Source organism: Paenibacillus sp. BT-177, from assembly GCF_025846815.2.
Lineage (GTDB): Bacteria > Bacillota > Bacilli > Paenibacillales > Paenibacillaceae > Paenibacillus > Paenibacillus polymyxa_C.
Map to the genome: position 1 here is coordinate 19,163 of NZ_JAOYTP010000004.1, position 22,464 is coordinate 41,626.

Sequence of the window (22,464 nt, forward strand, 5' to 3'; positions counted from 1 at the left end):
CCATCATTAAAGTAGGATAATATATGGCTACCGCAATTCCGGCAACCGGTCCACGTCGATTCCATGAAACACGAAACCATTCGCAGTATATGTCTCATAATACGTTTTGCCGTTGCGGTAAACCATCAGATCCTCCAGATGGAAGCCGCCCATCAAATGCAGTTTTTCCACCCCGCTACTGCGACGCTCATGAACAAAACCCAGCTTGTAAATTCGCGAAGTAATGTCGACGTCCATCGCATAAGGAAGAAATTCGCCTTCGTAGTCACCAAAAAAATACTTTTCTTCATACCGATGCTCATGGGTATAGTCGAGCAAACGTACATTGATTCCGCCATGCTCTTCTAACGTTTGATACAGTTTTTTAAACAGCTCATCCTTCGGAACGACCAGCCGATTTTCATATGCAGCAGCTACATTGGCACGTCGTAATAATTCTTCTTCGAATGTCTGATTAAATGGCTGTGAGCTGAGAATCAAGGTACGGCAGGTCTGTGTAAGTCTATCCACCAGTGCAGACAGACCTTCATCCAGCAACCCAGATACAGGTCCCATATGCCGGGCGTCAAAGAATACAGATTTCCCCCGCTTGCTTTCCAACTCACGCATGACATCCTCCGTCACACGCTCGTAATACTCGAACAGGTTTTGGCCTGTGTAACTGTCAGCCTGCCGAATACTGTCCGTTGCAACTTGATGCAATTCACGCTCCAGGTTGGCTAGCTGTACTGTAATATGCTTTGCCTGTGCATGCCATTTTTCCAGTGCCATTTCATAGCGGCGAAGTAGCTCCAAATCCACTTGAATCCGCAGCATGTGCATTTTATGCCCGTAGACTGTTTCAGTGAGGTAACGTATCAAGCTACGCACATTATGTTTATCCATAAGCGGCAGTCGCTGAAAAGGCTGATCCTCCACTCGTCCGCTATACAGCGCATCCAGTTCGGCCGCACTGATCTGCAAATCATTGGACGTATCACGAATCATTCCCCGAACAGCCGTAAGCACATTTCCTGTTTGATTTTCATCTGTCCAATCTGTCAGCTCGAAAAAGCCGATATGAGGATGTTCCTTAGCAGCTGCATTCACAGCCATCTGCAAACGCATATCCGCCTGAAAATCTCCCAAGCGTTTATGTACGATCCGTTCGCAGTTGTCACGGAAAAAGGCTTCGCAGCCCTGACCAAACAAGGCTTCCTCTGCTTCACGTAATGTCATTCGTTTCAACGAGCCGTAACTGGCTCCGCTCGTCATTAGTGCGCTCATGTCCATGATCGCCTCATTGCCAGGAACTAGATCATTTCGCGTGCGGCCACGCTCGGCAGCATCTAAACCAAAATAATTTAGCTTATCGCGAATGTCCCACTCTTGCTCGGTTCTCATACGCTCTAACAACTTCACATAGAAGTGATACAGCACCGTAAGCGCAATCGACTGATTAGGGCGGTTAACCCGGGAAAATCCAGCCGACACATAACCCTGCCGCCCGGATTCCGTCATGATGTTGTTCTTAAACGATGTATTATTGTAGCCTCCATCCTGTGACCGATAGGAATCTCCTGCCTGATAACGGTTTTTAAGAAGTTGAATGTGACAAATAATATCACAGCTCTCGCGCAGGCTATTCGGCACCGTTACGCCGCGCTCATTCTTGTCGGACAGCACATAGACAAGATCGAACAACGGAGATGGAGCATGAGATACCGGGATGGTCAATTTGTCCTCGGTCATATGAAGCGGTGCTGTAAACGTATATGCTGGGCTCTGGATGTAATCCAACTCCCGCATAAAAGCAACGGATATTGCACTTCTGTAGCCAAATTGGGCAGCCTGGTCGCTTTCGCTCATCAACACATACAGATCCATTTGTACCGATTTAAAAGATTGGGCAAAAATATACTCTGCCAACAGCGTAATTTCAGGAATTAATACGTTCATGGGATCATCCGCTGTTGTCAGGATCGACAAATGTACACGCTCAAACGAGGAATACAACCGACCATAATCAGCCAGATGTCCACTAGCCCGGCGTAACGCGGTGTTAAGTTCAATTAGCTTTGATTCATGTGTATAAAAAGCCTGGTGCAAGTCACGGCGTAACGTTTGGTGACTACTTTCTTCCGGTACAGCTACCGTATGAACGATGGCCTCTACCGAACGGTCTACAGCCGCGTGCTCTTCCTGCGAGCAAATCTGAATATAGGTTACTCCTGTGCTGTTATCCCACTTGGTCCGGTTGATATCTGCAATTGTGTTCATCACCGGGCTCATGTGATCGCCGATAAAAAGAAACACGGACGGGAAATGGATGCTGCTGCGTCCATCCCCGCTTCCGATTAATTGGTCCTCTGCGGCTGCATAGTCAGCCGCATAACGTAACAGCTGCTCTCTCATACTTACTTCAACTTTCTGCGGATGTCGTTTAATTTTCCAGCCATTTGAGCATAAAATGCATAAAGTTCCGCTCCATTAGCCAGCTCTACCTTTTCATATTCCAATTGATTGCGAGCCTCTGTGTAAGTGGCAGCCAGCTCATCCAACTTCGCCAGCAGTGGTGTAATATCCTCAGATGAAGTCAATACAGCATCACGGCGATCCGCCTTACGCATTAGTGCTGCAAATTTCTTTTCATCCAATCCACGGAAGTTTGTGAACACTTCAAACTCGACGTAATTGCGGCTTTTCATGACGTTGGCAAACGGCTCCCACGCCTCTTCCTCTTCGTCACGATCATAGACGTACAAAGCTCCTTTTTTCGTAATCGTGTCCGTGTAGAGCGCCTGAATGAACTGATCCAACCATTTTTCTTCATCCTGATATTTGCCCAGCAAAGCTTCCAGTTCAGCAGCTTTTGCTTCGATTTGTATATATTTCGCCAGCTCATCACGAACCACCTGCGTTAACTCTGGTGAACGGATCAGGTTTTCCTTCGCCATCTCTTCATTGATGCTGCCAAAGATGTCCTTGCTTCCGGCCTGTTCGAGCCCTTCAGCCAGTAGACGTTTCAGCTCAGACCATGCTCTTTTCACCTCGCCCAAATTCGGCTTGGATTCCTGCAATCGCATATCGTAGGCTGCCAGTAGCGCATTCATATCTAGCGCTTGTGAGCGAATTACAGTAAAACGGCTGCTTGTATTTTGATCGACATCTTTCTCACGAATTACGCCGAGTGCCTTGGCCCGGTCGAAATCATTACGAATGCGGGCATTGTGAGCTTGCACACGCGAATTGACGTAAGTTTCTCCCCATGATTTTTCAGGAATCGGCGACGGCAGATTCGTCCAGTTGTTCTGACCTGTCTGCACCAGATGTCGGCCAATACCTTCACGGTCAAGAATGGTTTTCTCATAGCTCTCTTCATACACTTTGAGCGGCGTATATACAAACAGAGGAACACCATTACGCGTATTGAGCCAGAAAATCCGGTTACGGACTTCACTTTCTTTAATAGTGAAGTGCGATTTGCCAATTGCATTATTTTGATAATTGCGAACGCCTTTCAGGATATTAGGCGACTGTACAGGTACCGAAACGAATCCCCAGGATGGGAAATACAAATTGCCAGAACTGTTGCTCAAATGGAAGACAGGTACAGCCTCCTCATCCAGCTTGCTTGCAATGTAACGCTCCACAAATTTTTCAATTGCTTCATCCTGCCCGTACTTCATGACCAGGAAATCTTCCATAGAACGGGTAATGAGATCACCAAATTTGTCAGTCAAGAAATTGGAGATTGAGCTGATGATGTCCATATCCTGATCTTTCACCCATTGATCTGAATTTTCCAGCAATTCTTGGGCAAAATCACGAATCAAGTCGTCACCATTGCGGTTATCCAGCAGCTTGGTCACAACTTCCGAAATATCCGGTACACTTACCAGATTCCAATAATACGTCTTGTTACCTTTGTGATCGGATTGTTCCTCGCCATTAATCAGCAGATCACCATTCTTCTCGAAAATGGCACTCAGTGCGTTCAAAATTTCAGTAAATACATTATAAATGCGGTTATTTTCTTTGTTTAGCAGGTCATACAGGTCTTCATAGAATTCAATGAGCTGCTCTGTACGTTCCACATCAGCCCGCAGCCAATATTCGTTGATTTTTGCTTCGATATATGCATTTTTCTTCTTATCCTTGGATACAAACGCACTCTTAGCATCGCCCAGCTTCTCGTTCGCCTGCTCTCGCGCCCATTCAATGTCCGTAGGAATACGGTGCAGTGATTCACGTAGCGTTTCAACATAGGAAAGCAGCATTTTCAGCAAGCTAAATCCTTTTTCAGTATATATCATGCGGGATACATAAAACGGCCCTTGCTCGGGATGTAGGAACATCCGGCGGATTTGGTCCGTAAACTGTCCTACAATTTCGCCAGGAAGCTGTTTCTTCGCTTTGATATATTCTTCGCGAGCACGCGTCAGGAACGTTTGCTCCAGCTCAGTGTCCATATTAACTACTTGCATCTTAACAACATTGTTATAACTTAGCCGTTCACTGTTTTCAAAGCCTGGAAGCGGCTCAGGTACACGGGACTCAAAGTTTTTGATCATGCTATCCAGATCCACGCCCAGCTTGCGGGCAAACTTCTCTACATCCTCCTGATTTGGCGCTTGCTCAAACATTTTGGACATTTTACCAAACATCCGGTAAGCCAGATATGTCGTCATTTCCTCCATAGGCAGCACTGCCGAGGAAGCTCCGATAATATTGTAATCGTAGTTTGCTGGATACGCCTTATTCATTTGCGCGATGTTGGTACGAATGTTGCTGATATAGTCATGAATGGCGAACTCTTCACCCGACTGTTTTTCCTCACTCGCCATAAAGTTGGTGATATTCTCAGCGGTGACATTCATGCAGTAATCATAAGCATTTTCCAGTAGTTTGCCTTCCGTATTCGTAGCCGAAATAAGGTGACACAGATTGAACGGCGGCAACGGCGAGTTTACAGTCAAAATGTTACCGTACTGTTGCTTAAAGCGTTCACCACGACTGTCCACATTCATCCAGTAGTCCAGCTCTTTCAGTGCAGCATAGCCATTCTTTTTAATATATTCACGCGTATGCTCGCTCAGGCTTTTGTTGGCCAGATTAATATCCGGTGTGAACAGATAACCCAGCGTGTTTACACGGTCTACACCTGCGGAGCCATAGTCCCGCTCAATAATGCCTCGAACGATATATGAGATATCGAGGAAAGTACCGCTTCCTGTACCGCCGGACAAACCGGATAGCAAAAACACCATAAGCTTCTTGTTAGTGCCTTCAGACAGGGTTTTGATTTTTTTGTCAATACTTTGTACGACCTGATTGATTTTGGTGAACAATAGTAATCGTCCAGCCTGACGTACCCCTGCCGCCCCGTTCATACCATCGGTAATGCTCAGCTCGGGAGACAGCCAGTCAGTGATGTACGGCTCCAAAATACTGCGGTTTTGCAGCAACCCGCCGATTTCCGCATTGGACAGCAGTACAAACTCATTGATGGGGTCCAAACCAATCCCTTTGTATTTTTTGTTGCGGTCTTGTTCATTCGTTTCAAAAGCGAGAAATTCCACATTATCCGGCTTCTCGCTTTTTTTCTTGGAAATCGGGTCCGCAGGCAGCTTGAATCTGCGGTTTATTTGATATTTCAAGCGGAGAAGGGCGTCAATCCCCGTTCCCCCAAGTCCGATAATTAAAATAGGATTATCGATGGTATCTACTCTGATCTTATCGCTTACGATCCCTCCGCCGAGTGATACGTCTAATTGTTGGATATGCTCTCTAACTACTGGTTTCATAGATATGACCTCCTAAGGGTTCGTTTAGCTGTTTACTGAAATAAACTCCAGTAAAATGGTTTTGTCCACACTAGCCAGCGGAATCGTCAGACGATCACCGTTTTTCAGTTCAAGACCATTGCCTGCGTCTACAGCACGCCCGGATTTTTCAATCGTAATCTCTGGGGTACTACGCACCACAATGCGATCCTGGTTCGCTGGCGTGAACACGACCTTATCGGTTCCAGCAAATTCTGGCGCCAGTTGCAGCAACTGGTGTAAATTGAATTTGCCCCGGAAGGTGTTCAGCTTCTTATACTGCGGGTATGTCTTTTCGCCGGTATTTTCGTCCCGGATTTCCAGTACGATCTGGCCGACAAAGCCACGATTGGCTTTTTTGACAGCCTTCCAGATGAAATATGCCGCCACTAGCAGAACAAGCAGTCCCACCGCTAAAAGAATGAGTGGCAGCAGCTTAGACTTTTCAGCAGGTGCCGTAGGCTGAGTTGTGCCAGTATTCGTACCGCTCGCTGCCCCAGCTTTGGCACTGATGGTTACAGGCTGCGTTTCGCGGTAAAAGCTCTTCTCCTCTGCTCTGACGGTTAGCTCATAGTCATGCTCATCCGGAATCGTATAGGAACCGGTAAAAGCATCGCCTGCGTTTGTTAGGGGCACTTCATTCGTTGCGCCGGTATCAAGGTCCTTGACCTTTAGGACAGCATTCATATTCGCATACAATTCCTGATCCTGATACGGCTGGTTATTGCTCGTCAGATAGGAACGAATTTGAACCGAGTCACCTTTTTTGTATGGTTTGGCAGGCGGTGCGTCCAGCTTCAATTCCAAATCATAGTTAAATACCAGATTAATATCAATCTTATCCTGCTGCACTCCCTTGACTTGAAGCTTCCAGTCGCCAGCCACAGGCTTGAGCAATTTAATCAGCGAGTAGCTTTTGGACTTGGACAGCAGTACATCGCTCGAAGGAATCGACTTCGTGTTGCCCGATGGGTCTATTAATCTCGCGTCCACCGGTTTCGAGGACATGATCGAAATGTTGGCTTCCAGCACGCTATCGTTTGGTACGGTTACTGTAACGTCCTGATAGTCGCCGTTTGCCGTAATGGACTGCAAGGGCACCACTTTCAATTTCAAATTGCTGGCGAAAATTTCACTCAAAATGTTCGGCAGATCGTCTGCCGAGCTTGTAATAAAGGACTTGCCGCCCGTTTGTTGCGCGATGTCTGCGAGTTTATTTTTATTTAGCTTTCCATCTGCATTCAAACCGATGGTATAGATCGGCACACCGCTTTTTTTAGCCTCGGCTACAGCCTGTGCCATATCCTGAGCGGATTGGCTTTCAGTTCGGCCTGTCGTCTTATTAAAATCGTTGTTACCATCAGCTAACATAACGATCATAGGCGCATGCCCGGCTGTTTTGCCATCCTGCAAAATACGGATCGCTTCCTTGACACCTACGGAGGTGTCAGTATACGCTCCCCGGTTCAGCCCGTCAATAAACGTCTTCAGTTCCTGCTTATCTGCTTCGGATGAAATATTAAGCAAGGCTTTCTCGCGCTGTACGACATCCGTATAGGCTACAATCCCAACCTTGTCATTTTGTGTTGACAACATATCAATAAACATTTTCATGGCTTCATTGCCAATTTTCCCAGGATCACTGGTGTTCATTGAATTACTTACATCGACTACCAGCACCGCATCCACTTTAGAAGCTGAGGGTGAAGCGGCATTCGCCGTCTGTGGCTGCCAGGCCGAAATCGAGGTCATGATCATTGTACATATGATTCCGATGACCAAAAACCATTTTCTGTCTCTACTAAACATCGCTTGTACCCCTTTGCCGATTAATTCTCATTCTAAATTACAGTTGTACTCCACTACTATTAAATTATAATGAGTTTTACATGAGCGCCAGCTGAAAATCCTGTCCGAGCGGCCTAATACGACCAAAAAGCCTATTATACCGCGATATTTTACCAATATCCTGCAGTAATGATATAATTATACCCCAACAAGGGCAATCGGGCACCAGCCTTCTCCTTTATACGACAAAAATAACCCTAGCGAAACCCGTTCATGTAAAACAGTAAAATAAAAATCTAAGCAGAAAGAGGAAGTACACTATGATCTCATACGGATGTCTGGCGATTATGTTTCTTTTTGTCGCCATTAAATCACTAATCTACTATATACATAAAAGACGCGCCCCGTCGATTACACAAATCGACACCGAGCTTCTCGCACTGCTGAACCGGAGAAGTGAGCGCAATGAATAGCTCCAAACAGGCTGTGCAATTTCGCCCCTTTACCCGCACAGAGCATGCCTTCCAAAAGCTGAGAGTCTGCAAGCGCTGCGGACAATTCACCGCCCTTTGGGAAGAGGAATGTACATCGTGTGGTCGGGATACGCTGGTTCCTGTAGAGCAATATGCCAAACTCAGAGCCAAACGTTATTTTCATAAAGATCTTGCCGTCGGCATCGCGCTACTGGCTGCTTCTATCTTTTTCGGTCACTCGTCACAGCAAATGCTACTGTGTGGTATCGTCGGTGCGCTTCTCCTGTTGCCCTTGATCCTTCTACAGCAGCGCATTGTTCCTTATGAACAGCGTAGGCAGCTTATACGCCTTTTCAGAGGCCGTATAGGACAGATCCAGGAAGGATTGAACGTAAATCACAAAAATGCAGTTGCCCTACGACAGCTCAGTGAGCGTGTCTGTTATGAAATGTTACGCGAGATTGCCATACTCATTCACAATGATCGGATAAGGCTCCAGCAGGTCGCTCTGCTGCAATCATTTGTTCTTCGCAAAGATATGGAATTAACGCTCGATCCTCTCCTGATCAAAAGCTTTGAACCCCTTATGGTCAGATACATTGGAGAGGTTGCCAGACTCAATCGTGAGCTGATTAAGGATCGGACATTTCGGTATGTGGCTTTTTATGAGCGCCGTATTTTAGAGATGGCAGGAGGCGAAGATATTCTCGTTCGCGTAGCCAGTGCCGCTGTCCGTAAAAAACGCTACATAATCACCCATGCCGCTTTCATTTCCAGATATGTTCGGAAGCTGCCAAAGGAACGAATCCAACGTTTATATCATATCATTCAGGAGAATCCGTTAGAACCCTTTGGAGATTTGGCCGATGAAGTGAAGATCATGTACCTGATGGAGCAGTATAAAAGCTGAGTTGCCATAATGCCCTTTTATATATGACGTATCCCAGTCAAGGAATCACTGCAATGGATCAGCAAAAAAACCGTCAGGATCGCCAATGTGCCTCCAGACGGTTTTTTAAATATGGATTATAATGACGCTCATGCATCTTTATTGACCTTGCAGTTTATGCTGCGCATGCTTAATGGAAGTAAAGTTAAATGCTCGTACTCCCTTGCTATCATACACAATAATCTCTTTATTTAAATACGGGTGTAGACCATTAAAATATCCGGGCATAATCAGTCTGCGCATAAAAAGGTTTTTACCCAGCAGACGGGGTGAATTGGTCGATACGACAAGCATCTGCTGGGTTGCAGACCATGGGCTAGGTTGAATATATGACAAACAGTATTCGCCTGCCGTAAAATCGTCACCCCATGTATACCCATCCTCGGTACATGCAATTTGAAGATGAGCTTGATACTTTTGAAGCAGCTCATGTCTGGACAAGGCCGAAGTGATACAAATCACGTTGCTATCAGCCAGTTCTTTCTCTGAAATATCTTTAGAAGAAACCACGGGATAATGAACACCAATGTACGGGTTCCAGGTCGCTGTCCGCGGACTAGCCAAGGCGTTCGCCGTTCGTTTCACCGCCTGCTCTTCCTCTAATGTAGCATAACTGGATGGAAGAACAATATGAAGTCGATTCATATAAACATCAAGTACACCCATACCGTGACTCACACCATTTCTTCTCACGCTTTGCAAACCTGCAATACTCTTAGCTGCATCCGCATTTCGCGTAGAATCCTCACTGCTCTCTCCCTCCCGTTCAGCAATCAAACGGTATTCGGGTGAGGGGCGTTTGTGCGAGTGTGTTTTAACAAAGCGAAAGCGGCTGTATTCTCGTAAATCCAACATGAAAATGCGGGCTCCGATACGAACTTGGGCCAGTTCCAGGGACATGTCCTCTTGTGAGAGATGAATCACAAATTCTTCGACGTGAACAGCCTCAATATCCAATTCACCCGTGGAACTCATTTCGCCATACAACTCCGCATATTCCTCGTTTTCATCCATGCGTGTCACTTCCAGCCAGTAAGCTCGATTATGTCTCCCTCGTTCCGTCCGGTAGGCAATACGCTGAGGGACGGCATCTCTTTTCCATTGCATAAGCCAACCCAGTATGCCGTCCAGAAGTCTTAACTCATGCGTATCCCAATGATTAGACTGCCGCTCTATCACACCTTTAAAATGGTTCGATGAAAGCTCGGTTATAGGAGCTGTGTATGCTTGGGCAAATAAGTAATCCTGGTCACCACATACATCCAATATTGGAATATTGATCAAATTTTTCAAATTCTTGGGGTGTGGCGTCCCTGAGATAACCGCAATAGCTGCAAACCGAGAAGGATAAGCCTGTGCCATCGCCCAGGCAGCATATGCGCCGTTCGAGTAACCCGTCAGATAGATACGTTCTTCGTCCACTCGGTACGCTTGCAGTATAACATCTAGCCCCTCCAAAAAAGCAGCTTCTCCAATATAACTGCCCAGCGTAACCCCACGACACGAAAAAGTAACAAATATAGCCTCGTCTTCCCAGCCCCGCCCAAAACCTCTATTCTGAAAATCCGGCAGTCCCAGCTCATATCGCTTACCAGGCATTAGAACGATCAGAGGATACCGTCGCTCAGCCGTGTAGTTGCTGGGAAGCTGGATGGTATACCGTTGCAAACTATTGTCCAAACGGGAGACAAAAAAAACTTCACCAATGCCGTCGGCTGTCAAAAAAATATGTTCTTTCTGAAGTAACGATGGGTGCTGTGACTGTTCGGTATGTCCAGATATAAAAATTTGTTTTAATAGCTTAATATATTCACGCACCACCCGGGAATCCCAGATTTCAAAAGGATCTTCCGGCGAATCCGTTAACCTGTTTAATTCCTCAAGCAGGCCCTTTATTTGTATTTTCTGCGCAGAATGAAGAACATCTTTAGCGTAGGCTTGCATGTACTGGTCATACTCTTCCTGCAAGCCCTCCACGACGACTGACAAAGGCCGCACAAGTACCGAATACACAAAATGATGTTCTACAGCCTCATGATCCCGATAGGTAACGGTGAAGTGCAGCATTCCCGTATTCCCGATCTTCTCCTCATCCCAGGCGTAGCTTTGCTCCTGCTCCCAATGGGCTGGAAACTGATCCAGCTTCATGCCCTCATCATTCGTTACCTCGACCCATAACGTTTGATCTGAGGGAAGAAGTATCCGATCCTTACGCAGCAAATAAAATAAAATCGGGCTGTCTTCTCCTTCCCTGCCAGCACTTTGCTCAACCTCTAACCATGCCATATGATTACGTATATTACGCTCTACGAATTCACGATGCAGTTCTATCACATCTGGTTCATCGCATACCTGATTTCCACTGATACGAATAGAGCGGGCCTCATCAGGAATAAATGCAGCAATGATAACGACCGTATGATCACCTTCCTCCAAATACAAGCGAAAGGGACCGGATTCGGCATATACCAATGTGCCATCTATCCAAATTTGTCCGGTTCCTTCAAACGGTCTAAAAATCACTTCCTGTGCAGTCATACAACGTAGATTTGAAACCAGCAAAAGTCTTTCGTGTTCAGCCAAAGGCGGAAAAACACCTAGATTCAGTTCAGAGGTCCGAGGGTCAAGCTCGGTCAGTAATCGGCACACTGCCTTTCCTCCTGCTGAAAGCTCGATTCCATCTTCACCACAAGCCTTTTCCAAATTCCATTCCTCTTGCGTAAAATGACTCGACCATTCCCTGCCCACACCACAATTTTCCGGAAGCTCGACTGGGCCGACTGCATAAGCAGACGCCAGACGTACCGGATGATCCGACAGCACAGTAGTTGCTTTTTCCAGATGTGTGAACCTCATAACATTCCCCCTCCAGGTTTTTGTGTCCTCAGAGACGTAGCCGCGTTATATTCCGTTTAACATTCAATTGAACTATATAAAACTATTCGTTACCACCTCTGCGTACTCCTCCGTGCTTTTCAAAAAAGAAGCTATTCTCACAACAAAAAAAGAGGCAGCTTCTGCCACCTCTCTTGATCATTGTGCTTATTTTCTTACAATGCTGACTGCAAGTCTTCGATCAAATCCTCCAGATCTTCAATCCCAACCGAAATCCGTACCAAGCCTTCCGTAATACCTAGCTCTGCACGGCGTTCTGCCGGAATGGAGGCGTGCGTCATACGTGCTGGAACGCTAATCAGACTTTCAACCGCTCCCAGGCTCTCAGCCAATGTAAAATACTTCACTTTTTTCAGGAGGGCAACCGCGTTAGCATCGCTACCTACATCAAAGGAAATGATGCCGCCAAAGCCTTCAGCTTGAATTTTGGACAGCTCGTGCTGTGCATGGCTTTCCAGCCCAGGGTAGTATACCTTACTAACCTTCGGATGCTTTTCCAAAAAGGCTGCAATTTCCTTTGCATTTTTCTCAATTGCTTCCATACGCAGACCCAAGGTTTTGATACCACGAATCAATAACCATGAATCCTGCGGACCGAGAATACCGCCAATGGCGTTTTGCAGAAAATGAAGCTGCTCGCCCAGCTCTTCACTGTTGACTACAGCCAGACCGGCTACAACATCGCTGTGTCCACCCAAATATTTGGTTGCGGAGTGTACGACGATATCAGCCCCGAGTGTAATTGGCGTCTGCCAGTAAGGGGTAGCAAATGTATTGTCCACAATCAACAAAAGCTCATGCTTTTTCACCAGTTCTGAAACTGCGCGGATATCAGTAACTTTCAATAGCGGGTTTGTTGGTGTTTCGACATACAATGCCTTCGTATTCGGACGGATTGCTTTAGAAATAGCCTCCAGATCAGTTGTATCCACAAATGTGGACTCAATCCCGATCCGACTAAGCACTTTGCTTACAATACGATAAGTGCCCCCGTATACATCATCGGTCAGCAAAATATGATCCCCTGCTTTAAACAAGGAAAACACTGCATGAATCGCTGCCATACCGGAACCGAAAGCAAAACCACGTTTGCCTTCCTCCAGTTCCTTGATCAGCTCTTCCAGTGCAAACCGGGTCGGGTTGCCTGTACGTGAATACTCGTATCCCTTATGAACGCCGATTTCCTCTTGCTCATAAGTGCTTACCTGATAAATAGGAACGTTAACCGCGCCAGTATGAGGATCGGTAGGGAGTCCACCGTGAATCAGTTTTGTTTTGCGTTTCATTTTATATCCCGCCTTCATATATTTTTTTGCTCAAATAACGTTCACTGCTATCTGGGAAAATGGTGACAATATGTGCACCATCCGGTGCGCTCTCTGCTTCCAGTAAAGCAGCATGGAGGGCAGAACCGGAGGAACTGCCCACGAGAATTCCCTCACGTTCCGCCAACTCCTTGACGCGGTTGAATGCGTCCACATCGCTAATGGTATGAATGGCATTAAAATAGCCTTTGTCCACAAACTCAGGGATCAATTCCATGCCGATTCCTTCTGTTTTATGAGGGCCTGACTCGCCTCCATTCAAAATGGACCCTTCAGGCTCCACAATGACAGTTTTAATGGCTGCATTTTGCTCCTTAAGATAACGCGAGGTTCCCATAAATGTGCCCCCTGAGCCTGCTCCTGCCACGAATACGTCGACTTTACCGTCCAGATCGTTCCAAATTTCAGGTCCCATTGTCGTATAATAAGCCTCTGGATTATCAGGATTGCTAAATTGCTGCGGCAAGTATGCATCTTTGATTTCAGCAGCCAATTGCTTTGTTTTTTCAATGGCTCCCTTCATTCCCTCACTTGTCGGGGTATGAACGATACGTGCTCCCAATGCTTTCATCAAGTCCTGCTTCTCTTGGCTGAACTTCTCAGGCACAGCAAAAATAACCGAGATATCATAATGAAGCGCAGCCATCGCAAGACCAATACCTGCATTACCTGCTGTTGCTTCTATTAAAGTCCCGCCCGGCTTCAACTGGCCTGTCTTTAACGCTTTTTCGATTAGAGCCTTTCCCACCCGGTCCTTTACGCTCCCGCCGGGGTTCATAAACTCCAGCTTGGCGAACAGGCGAATTCCTCTGGGTAGAGAATAGCTATTCAGCTCCACTAATGGCGTGCGCCCGATGAGTTCAAGGGTATTGCGATATACATTCATAATTTCAAGCTCCTTTTAATGGCGAATCCAAAATAAACCAATGGTCAAAAATTAGCACCCATTGTCGGAGAAATTCGCTGTCTTCTCCAAAAACATAGTAATGCGGTAAGTATTGATGCAATAAGATTTTATGTGTATTTGAAGCTTTTGTCAAATGGACCAGTCACAACACCCACACCCTTGATATTCTGCCTCGATATGATGGTAAATATCTCTCAAAATACCCACGTCTAACATAGGAGGATGTCATCTATGGGTAAGCAATGTTTAAAGATAGCTGCTGTATATTTTGCCCTCGGTGTGCTGTTCAGTCTAATCATTGGCGTGTCGGGTGATTATAGCCTGTCCCCTATTCAGTCTCATATCCATTTGCTAGGTTGGACGACTCTTGGGATCATAGGTCTGATCTATGTGACCTTTCCTGCACTTTCAGTTACGATTCTGGCACGTATCCACTTTTGGATACATAACATCAGTCTGCCAGTGTTGATATTGGGTATTATAGGTAAAAATTACGCGATTGCAGAGGCTGGAGTGTGGGTCGTCATAGGGTGGGTGTTACTCGCGGCGGGTATTATGCTGTTTATGGTGAATGTGTGGGACAGACTGCGTTAGATCACATAAGTTTCTTCACTGGTCATAGAAAAAAGGAGCCCGATCATGCAAAGGCTCCTTGATATCCTAATTATAGGTTCCAATATATTGCTGTGCTAGCGAAGTGTCCTTACTGTTAATTTAACGCTCCATCCTGTACATGTTCTTTGCAGAAGTTTTCAACTGCTTGCAGCTCATCCTCTTCAAGTTCAAGCTCAATGTAACGATCCGTTGCTTTTTCAAACAATTCATACTTCAGCAGTCTTGTCTTTTCTTCGTCTACTAAATAAAGAGCACGGATATATATTCCGTTTTCAGTGTATAGCTCGTCGTCTTCCTCTACTTCTATCTCAATGATAAATTCATAACGCTGTCCACTCAAAATACCAAAAGCATCTTTAATTTGATCTACTGTATATGCTGTAAAATTCAACATGTTTTTATTCCCTCCGGATTTCCTTCAATTATGGTGCATTCTACGCCGGCAGGCAGTAGTTGTTCAACTTGTGTGCGTACTTCTGGACGATTCAAATCCTGACCCATGATCGAGATCCAGCCCTGATCATTACGCGAGCGGATTAGACGCCCTATGCCCTGTCTGAGTCTAAGTGCCATGTGAGGCATATCTATCTCAGTAAACGGATCTGCTGCATCCTTGCGCAGAGCCGTAAAAACCGGATCATTCGGAGGAAATGGCAGCGACCAGATGATGACATGCGACAGGGATGGTCCAGGGATGTCCAATCCTTCCCATAATGTAACAGCGCACAACACACTTTCCTCATCATTCTGAAAAGCGGAGATCAGATGGCTAATTTCAGCCGAGCCTTCATACAGAAAACGATAGGCAGATGCCTCTGGGTAAGCAGCGAGACCCCTTTGGAAGGCAGTCAGTTCCTCCTGAGAAGGAAACAGAATAAGCGCTCTTCCCTGCGATTTCTCCAGCAGCGTCAGCGCTCTCTGGATTGGGTTATGTCCCGCTTGTAGCGGGTACAGTGCGGCTTGCATCTGATCGCTGTAGTCATAAGGTGAAGCGACGGAAAACGTTAGCGGGTTTTCAATACCGAGGCTCTGCGCCATATAGTCAAATGAACCCTCCACGGAAAGTGTAGCCGAAGAGAATACGATTGGAATATGCTGCGCAAATACTCGTTCTTTGAGAATCTCTTTTACCATCTTCGGCATAACCACAAGCGTTAATCCATCCTGATCCTCTGTCACCCAAGAAATGAGAAGTTCAGGACGCTTAAACAAAGCCAAAGCAGTTTGAATCATTTCCAAATGTTCTTCTACAATTTTGACTTGATACTCATCCAACGAGAATAACCCGCTTTCAAACACAAGCTCTTCCTCGATCGTACCGATCAGTTCACCAAAACGGGTCACCTCCCGAATCAACGATTCATTCAGGATAAACTCCTTGCGGTTAGACCCTTGTACTGGCTGACTGCTCTTATTGAGCGCGGCAAACAAAACCTCGCTTTGGGAGATTGCATCTTCGATCGTCATGGCCAGAGATTCCCGCACTTCTCCCTCTAGCAGTCGGGTAATAATAGACTCAAATTGAGTGTGCTTAAGCTTGTAAGTAAGCGCATTTTGTGCCGCTGTCTCCAGCAAATGTCCTTCATCAAAAACAACAGAGCTGTGCTCCGGCAGCAATGGCAGCTGACCCTCGCGCTTTCGCGCTTCATAGGTCCATACATGCTCCATGTAAAAGTCATGAGAGCAGATGACCAGATCTGCCGCTTTACGATAATGATCACGAGACAACGTCTGTCCGCAACGATGCCGCTGATGACAAACGAGACAGTCTTGAAATACATCCCATCCAAGTCTGCTCCACTGTCCATCTGTTAGCTCGGGGTACTCTTTCCGGTTCCCGTATGGAGTGAAGGACTGTAACGTATCTGGAAAATGGACAAAATCAGGCAAACCCTGATAAATATCGCGGAAAACATCCGCGTCCTCATCCAGTCCGCTTCTCACCTCATCCAGCTTGTTCAAGCAAATATATTGATCTGGCGATTTCCCTAATCGGGCATCAATTGTCAAGCTTAGATGCCGCGCCAGCTTGGCGATATCTCCTTCTGGCTTCACCAGTTGTTCAATCAATGATTCATCCGCACAGGCAATAATCGCCGGTTTTCTCATGTATCGGGCATATGCAATAGCGTACAGCAGGTATACCAGCGTTTTACCAGTGCCTACACCTGCTTCTGCAAAAATGGTCTTTTTTTCCTTATAGGCACGTTCTAGCTGGAATGCCATATAAATTTGTTCATCCCGAACCTCAAAGCCGACTTCAGGCAAAACTTCATAAAATACATCTGCAATCCAGTCACTTGCCTGCTCAATAAACGGCTTGGACGGATCAAAGGCAAAAGGGTAAGTAGTCAATCGGGCTGTGCCTCCAATTCGTTCATAATGTGCATCCTTTCATTATAACTCAAAACAAGCTAAAAAGAACATGTAAACTGTAAGAATAACTTACATTTTTTATTTTCCCATGAAATTCTATAACAAAAAGGACATCGAGGGGTTCGCTTGTGAGGACGCTACACTGGCATTATGAAAAAACAAAGAAACCAGCGAATGCTTTTAGGCACTGGCTGGTTCCTTGTTTACTTTTGCTTCATCAAATCTGGAATTTGTTCCAGCAATCGCTCTCTCGTAATGGCATCATCAAAATTCCACGAACTGTCGAGCGTATATACCCGTTTATTCTGAACGGCAGGAATCGTTTTCCACACTGCACTATTCATCAGGTTTCTGGTTGTTGCAATTGTTTCTTGACTCTGATCCGACAGAATAAAAAGTTCATCCCCGATAAATGAAGGAAGTACCTCGTTAGAAATGGTAGCAAAGCGTTCTTTTTTATCAATTAAGTCTGTCTGTACCTTGGGAGCTGGCGTAAAGCCGAGCATATCATACAACGACACGGATACACCTTGATGTCCCATAACATACAGGTTATTACCCATAACTAACAGCACTGTTGCTGTCTCTCCCGGCTTAATGTCAACATCCAGTTTGGCCTTCATTTGTTTGGCCTTCTCATCATATAAGGTTTTAAACTGGTCTGCCTCTTTAGTTTTTCCAAGAAGTTCACCTAGCTCTTGCATACGTTCAAAAGTTGCCAGTTCGGAATTGAGAACCACGGTAGGTGCAATTTTAGCTAACGTATCAATCGTCTTTACATCCCAATTGTCGAAAAGAATAAGATCCGGTTTCAGCATCGTCAGTTTTTCCAGATTCACCGGGGAGCCTATATCGGTAACATCCTTGGTAAGGTCTGCGTACACAATTTGTGACTGAATGACGCTCAGACTCGCACCGGCCGGACGTACACCCAAGGCAAGCAAATCCCCTGGATCACTGCCTACATAAACAATCTTCTGCGGATTTACCGGAATCGTGACTTTACGTTTTTGAAAGTCTGTATATTCCCGGGTGGTCGGCGTTGTAGATGCCGTTTCCTTTAGATTCGTGCTGTTTGCAGCCTGTCCTGCCGTAGGGGAACTTTGGGCACCATTTTCTTGTGAGCTGCAAGCTGAAAGTACAATGGCTATAATGAGCAGTACACTCGTCAGCACAGGGAGTCGAGACGATATTTTTATATGTTGCATATGATATATCCTCCAAGTTATGTATTTTCATAGAAAATGATAATCATTATCATTCATTTTATATTACATAATACTTCCATCTTCCGCAACGTTAATTTCCTTAATTTATGATGTTAGAAGCTGCTGGAGGCAAGGATGATTGCTGCTCATGTCGCTGCAACTCTTTTTTATTTACAACTAAGGTTTTGGCACATAAATCGTGGACTCCTTGTTTTTTCGCAGTAAAAGCAACCACAATGTAAATAATATGAACAAGCATAAAAGAAATGACTTTAATCCAGTACCGTCCGGATGCGTGTAAGAATCCTAGACGGTTTCCTTTGCTGTTAACTACAACTAGAGAAAACACAAGCTTCCCCGGCGTAGCCTGTACTTTCGATGATTCCAAAAAACCACAATATAGCCATGGTAGCACAAGCCAAAGAATCAGCGGCATCCATATAAAAAATTCTAGTATGAAACCCGTCTCCTCTATATCCAGAAGAACTGGAATTATGGAAAATGTTCCCCCAACTAAAAGGACTATGGCAAAGAGAATGATCAGATCAATCATAAACGCTGCCGTTCTTACCCAAAATCCTCCGTAAATCTTTCTTACACTATCACTTACTACTGTCATAATGATGTATAACTCCTTTTCATTCGTTAAAATCCATTTTATTCCTTTATCCAAGAAAATATCATACGGTCACCTCCCTAAATTGTCAATTTACGAATAAAAACTCATAAACAAGTGAAAAGACCTATTTCCATGCATTAAAATGAACATTCTTTTAGGATTTAAGCGCTTATACACCGTAATTTTACTCTGAGTGGGCACGAAATAAGCTCGCTACAGTCTCTTATCTACCTATACGTAGTACTTTGGCATCGAATTAGAATAAGTCTTTTTCACGGATAAAAAAACAGCGTATGTGTAAATGAGATTACACACACGCTGCCACACTATTTATTCTGTGGATTTGACAAGCAACAGCTCAACTCGAATGAGCTTGTTCCCGACCATCTAACGCACTATGTTTTTTGCCCTTCACACTAAACAAACCTTCCTCACCACGCAGCTTTGCCAATGCTTCGACAAAGAAGTAATCACCGTAAATAATGGGCACATTGATGTGTCTTTGCTCAGGATAATGTACGGTTCCGTTCATCAGCAATCCCTCATGTTCTTCGCCCCATGCCGTACATGTGTGATGCAAGCCCTTGAGGATGGATTCTGCAGCTTTGGTAAATTGCTCTGCACGTGCCGAATATTTTGCTAGTTCCAGCAAACCGCTAGCTGCAATGGCCGCAGCTGACGAATCCCATGCTTCGCGGTGCCCTTCTTCTGCTCTAAAGTCCCACACAGGCAGGCAAGCATCGCCCAGCTGGGATAGGAAAAAGTCAGCCGTGTTCTCGGCCACCTTTAAATAACGCGGATCGCGCATGTACCCGTACGAAAGCGTAAAACCGTACAGCGCCCAAGACGTGCCGCGTGCCCAGGCGGAACCGGGAGCAAAACCCTGTCCGCCATGCTCGGCTACCTTTTTTCCAATCTCCGGATCGAACTCAATTACATGCGCGATGGAGCCGTCCGAACGAACGAACTCACGTGCCACGGTATCTGCATGCTGAACAGCGAGAGCAGCAAAGCGTGGATCTCCACTTTCCTCCGAGGCCCAATAGAGCAAGGGTAAATTCATCATACTGTCTATGATCGCAACACCCCGTGTATCCATATCCTTCGAGTGGAAGTTCCACGCGCGAATAAAGCGGCCATTCACGTTAAAACGAGCAGCCAGCAAATTAGCAGCCAATAACCCCCGTCTTCTGGACTCTGCATCACCAGTCAACCGATAGGCAGCCACACCGCTGAGCAGCCAAATAAAGCCGAGATCATGGTCTACAGCTTCGCTATTATAAAGTATTTTTTCCAATCGAGCCTCGCAGCTTTGTGCAATTTTGGCGGTCTCCCAGTCAGGACGTGCCCGATGGGCCAGCCATAGCAGCCCCGGATAAAAGCCTGCTGTCCACCACGCTTCCTCACAATTATCATAACGACCACCCTCTGCAACATGTGGAAAGGCGTCCCCCAGTCTTGCCGCCAAGGCAAACGTTTTATTCAATGCCAGCTCCCACGATTGTTCCAGCCACGCTTCTGATTTTGTCATTTCTTTTTCCTCTCCCTTTCCACAGGATTGAAGATAACTATGGCTCCCGACCTAATCTATTCAGGTAACCGAATGATAAAGGAAATGCGACTGCCTCCACACTCCAGACGCGCTCCCTTAAGCAAACCATTTCGGCAGGCTACGGCAGTCAATTCTTCCGGCCATACCACATTTGTTCCTTCCGTCGTGGGGATGACTTCAAGGCTTGCGCCTGCGTATTCGACTCGAATGCTTTCAGTTTCTTTCCCAGCTGTCATCACATGATGAATCACACTTCGTTCCCGACCGTCATACGCCATCAATGGAATAAGTGCCCCTACATTCTGAATATTGCCTTGAAGCTCATACGACACTTCAATTTTGCCAGGCACCTGACGATAATGCGTCCGGATTTCCCTCACTCCCGGGAATGGACCTTCCCACAGCAGAGTAAAGTCTGTCTCTCCATCAGATGCTGAACTGCGCTCCATCTGTACGTTTCCTCCGCCATCCTGCGGATCAATCCCTCCATCACGGTCGAACTCCAATGTGCCAGGGATTCCTTCTGACAAGCTGTGCCACTTTCCGTCTTCGGTTTGCCAGGCCGGTGTATAGCTCAGCGGGAAAATATCTCCCTCCGCGAAGCCCGTAAAGCCGCGATCTGCGTGTCCTGCTGAGGATGGGCCGATCAGAGATGGCAACGCAGAACGTTGAATACGTACGATACCCGGAATATTGTACGGATCGTTGATTGAGGTTTGCACAAGCATTTGCTGCCCGTCTACAGCTGCAATGACGGTCTGAAACCAGCCATCCGTTGCCAATACCCGACTGCCGATCTCCGCCGGGATAGAGGTTGGAGGAATACGATCAATCTCCTTCCCATGTAGGAGCGTATGGGCCAGCACAGCTGCCGTCCACAGACTGTAGCAGGTATGATTCGAGTACACCTCAAAGCCATGGCGTGCCTCAGATGAATAATGGTTGCGGACGATATGCAGTTTGCCATCATCGGTCTGCCAACGGCCAATCGATTGCCAGCATAGATCTGCTGCCCGCCGAAATGCGCCTGCAAGCCCATGCTCGCCTGCTGTATACGCCTGCTGCGCATGTGTTGTAAAAACAAAGGCCGCAGCCGCTTCGTTCCATTGGTGCTGCGCGCTTCTTCCACGCGGAGGAATTTCCCCATGCGGGGATAAAGTCAGCAATGAGCTGAGTGCTCCCCTGCGAAGGTAGTCACGCACTTCGAGAGCACAGCCGCCATTATATCCGTTCTCCAGCATCACGCCCAGATGAAACCGTGTGACAATATCGTAGGCGAATGGGCTATTGGGCCGATCCAGCGGACCATCTTGGTACAGCCCCAAACTGGTAAAGCGAGGTAAGTGGTAGTTGCGGATATACGTCTCCATCCACTCAGAATCGGCTGCAATCCCTTCAGTGGCACGCAAAAACTCGCCGGAAATCATGATCGCATTCCAGTTGATCATCCGGTTTGGATTTTTCATTTTGCTCATCGTAAAAATGTAGGTCTGCTCAGGCTGAATCCTGCTCAATTGCTGTTTCCAAGCCGTGGCCTGCTCTGGCAGCAGATTTTTAAGGATACGATACGCCCCCATCATCATAATTGGAAAAAAGTCCGGGTGATGATCTGGCGCTTTTTCCTCGACTACACAGGCTATGCTATGCGTCAAGGCCGCAGCAGCAGACTCAAGTAAATCATGCCGGCCTTCTTTGACCAGCACAGCCGCAGCCAACGCATAGGATGGAGTGGAGTAATACCGTTCACTTTCAGAATGAGGGTCAATGATAGCTCCGTTTTCATCTTGATACAAGGCATATGCACGAACTAGCTTTTCCAGCACAGCCAGCTTACGTTCGTGAGTCCATCCGTCATTTTCTCGATTTGGTGCGCTTTCCACCTGTTCTATAAATCTCTCCAGTTCCGTCTGCCAAGGGTACACGCTGCCTGTTTGAAGCTTATTCATTCTGTAT

Annotated in this window: 15 protein-coding genes; 3 read left to right on the top strand and 12 right to left on the bottom strand. The window is 46.3% G+C overall.

Translation table 11 applies throughout. The features are described from left to right. Positions 1 to 27 precede the first annotated feature (27 nt). Genes OIU26_RS13610 through OIU26_RS13620 form a run of 3 tightly spaced genes read right to left on the bottom strand, consistent with a single transcriptional unit; the run spans position 28 to position 7,613 of the window. Positions 28 to 2,394 carry a transcription initiation factor TFIID gene (locus OIU26_RS13610; RefSeq protein ID WP_264217143.1) on the bottom strand — a complete coding sequence of 789 codons (2,367 nt, stop codon included), beginning with the start codon at positions 2,392 to 2,394 and terminating at the stop codon, positions 28 to 30. A gap of 2 nt (positions 2,395 to 2,396) precedes the next feature. Next, positions 2,397 to 5,786, bottom strand: coding sequence for a tubulin-like doman-containing protein (locus OIU26_RS13615; protein ID WP_264217144.1), 3,390 nt, complete (start codon positions 5,784 to 5,786; stop codon positions 2,397 to 2,399). A 24-nt stretch (positions 5,787 to 5,810) separates the two neighbouring features. Further along, positions 5,811 to 7,613, bottom strand: a complete 1,803-nt coding sequence (locus OIU26_RS13620; RefSeq protein WP_264217145.1) for a vWA domain-containing protein — start codon at positions 7,611 to 7,613, stop codon at positions 5,811 to 5,813. A 299-nt stretch (positions 7,614 to 7,912) separates the two neighbouring features. Between OIU26_RS13620 and OIU26_RS13625 the strand changes: the two genes are divergently transcribed. Then, entirely contained in the window at positions 7,913 to 8,065 is a 153-nt protein-coding gene (locus tag OIU26_RS13625) for a hypothetical protein (RefSeq protein WP_165079916.1), read from the top strand. Continuing rightward, positions 8,058 to 8,975 (top strand): hypothetical protein, encoded by a 918-nt coding sequence (locus OIU26_RS13630; RefSeq protein ID WP_264217146.1) that lies wholly within the window; start codon positions 8,058 to 8,060, stop codon positions 8,973 to 8,975. The genes OIU26_RS13625 and OIU26_RS13630 overlap by 8 nt, the downstream gene beginning before the upstream one ends. A gap of 138 nt (positions 8,976 to 9,113) precedes the next feature. On the opposite strand, the gene OIU26_RS13635 is transcribed toward OIU26_RS13630, so the two are convergent. The 3 genes from OIU26_RS13635 to OIU26_RS13645 form a co-directional block, all read right to left on the bottom strand. Then, positions 9,114 to 11,870, bottom strand: coding sequence for a PHB depolymerase family esterase (locus tag OIU26_RS13635; protein ID WP_264217147.1), 2,757 nt, complete (start codon positions 11,868 to 11,870; stop codon positions 9,114 to 9,116). Between the two features lie 194 nt (positions 11,871 to 12,064). Beyond that, positions 12,065 to 13,195: a bifunctional cystathionine gamma-lyase/homocysteine desulfhydrase gene (locus tag OIU26_RS13640; RefSeq protein ID WP_264217149.1), complete on the bottom strand. Its 1,131-nt coding sequence runs from the start codon at positions 13,193 to 13,195 to the stop codon at positions 12,065 to 12,067. A gap of 1 nt (position 13,196) precedes the next feature. Further along, positions 13,197 to 14,120 (bottom strand): PLP-dependent cysteine synthase family protein, encoded by a 924-nt coding sequence (locus OIU26_RS13645; protein ID WP_013370925.1) that lies wholly within the window; start codon positions 14,118 to 14,120, stop codon positions 13,197 to 13,199. A gap of 252 nt (positions 14,121 to 14,372) precedes the next feature. Between OIU26_RS13645 and OIU26_RS13650 the strand changes: the two genes are divergently transcribed. Beyond that, complete coding sequence (locus OIU26_RS13650) at positions 14,373 to 14,735, top strand: hypothetical protein (protein ID WP_040101459.1); 363 nt, start codon at positions 14,373 to 14,375, stop codon at positions 14,733 to 14,735. A gap of 115 nt (positions 14,736 to 14,850) precedes the next feature. Here the strand turns inward: OIU26_RS13650 and OIU26_RS13655 are convergent, their stop codons facing one another. The 6 genes from OIU26_RS13655 to OIU26_RS13680 all read right to left on the bottom strand — a co-directional run bounded on the left by OIU26_RS13655 (position 14,851) and on the right by OIU26_RS13680 (position 22,457). Continuing rightward, positions 14,851 to 15,150, bottom strand: a complete 300-nt coding sequence (locus OIU26_RS13655) for a DUF6509 family protein (RefSeq protein WP_040101460.1) — start codon at positions 15,148 to 15,150, stop codon at positions 14,851 to 14,853. After that, positions 15,144 to 17,111, bottom strand: coding sequence for an ATP-dependent DNA helicase (locus OIU26_RS13660; protein WP_264217150.1), 1,968 nt, complete (start codon positions 17,109 to 17,111; stop codon positions 15,144 to 15,146). The genes OIU26_RS13655 and OIU26_RS13660 overlap by 7 nt, the downstream gene beginning before the upstream one ends. 224 nt (positions 17,112 to 17,335) lie before the next feature. After that, entirely contained in the window at positions 17,336 to 18,340 is a 1,005-nt protein-coding gene (locus OIU26_RS13665) for an ABC transporter substrate-binding protein (protein ID WP_264217151.1), read from the bottom strand. 100 nt (positions 18,341 to 18,440) lie between these two features. Further along, positions 18,441 to 18,959 (bottom strand): RDD family protein, encoded by a 519-nt coding sequence (locus tag OIU26_RS13670; protein ID WP_040103737.1) that lies wholly within the window; start codon positions 18,957 to 18,959, stop codon positions 18,441 to 18,443. A gap of 358 nt (positions 18,960 to 19,317) precedes the next feature. After that, on the bottom strand, positions 19,318 to 20,490 hold the full coding sequence (locus tag OIU26_RS13675) for a glycoside hydrolase family 88 protein (RefSeq protein WP_165079921.1): 1,173 nt from the start codon (positions 20,488 to 20,490) through the stop codon (positions 19,318 to 19,320). 56 nt (positions 20,491 to 20,546) lie between these two features. After that, positions 20,547 to 22,457, bottom strand: a complete 1,911-nt coding sequence (locus OIU26_RS13680; RefSeq protein WP_165079922.1) for a glycosyl hydrolase — start codon at positions 22,455 to 22,457, stop codon at positions 20,547 to 20,549. Positions 22,458 to 22,464: the final 7 nt, after the last annotated feature.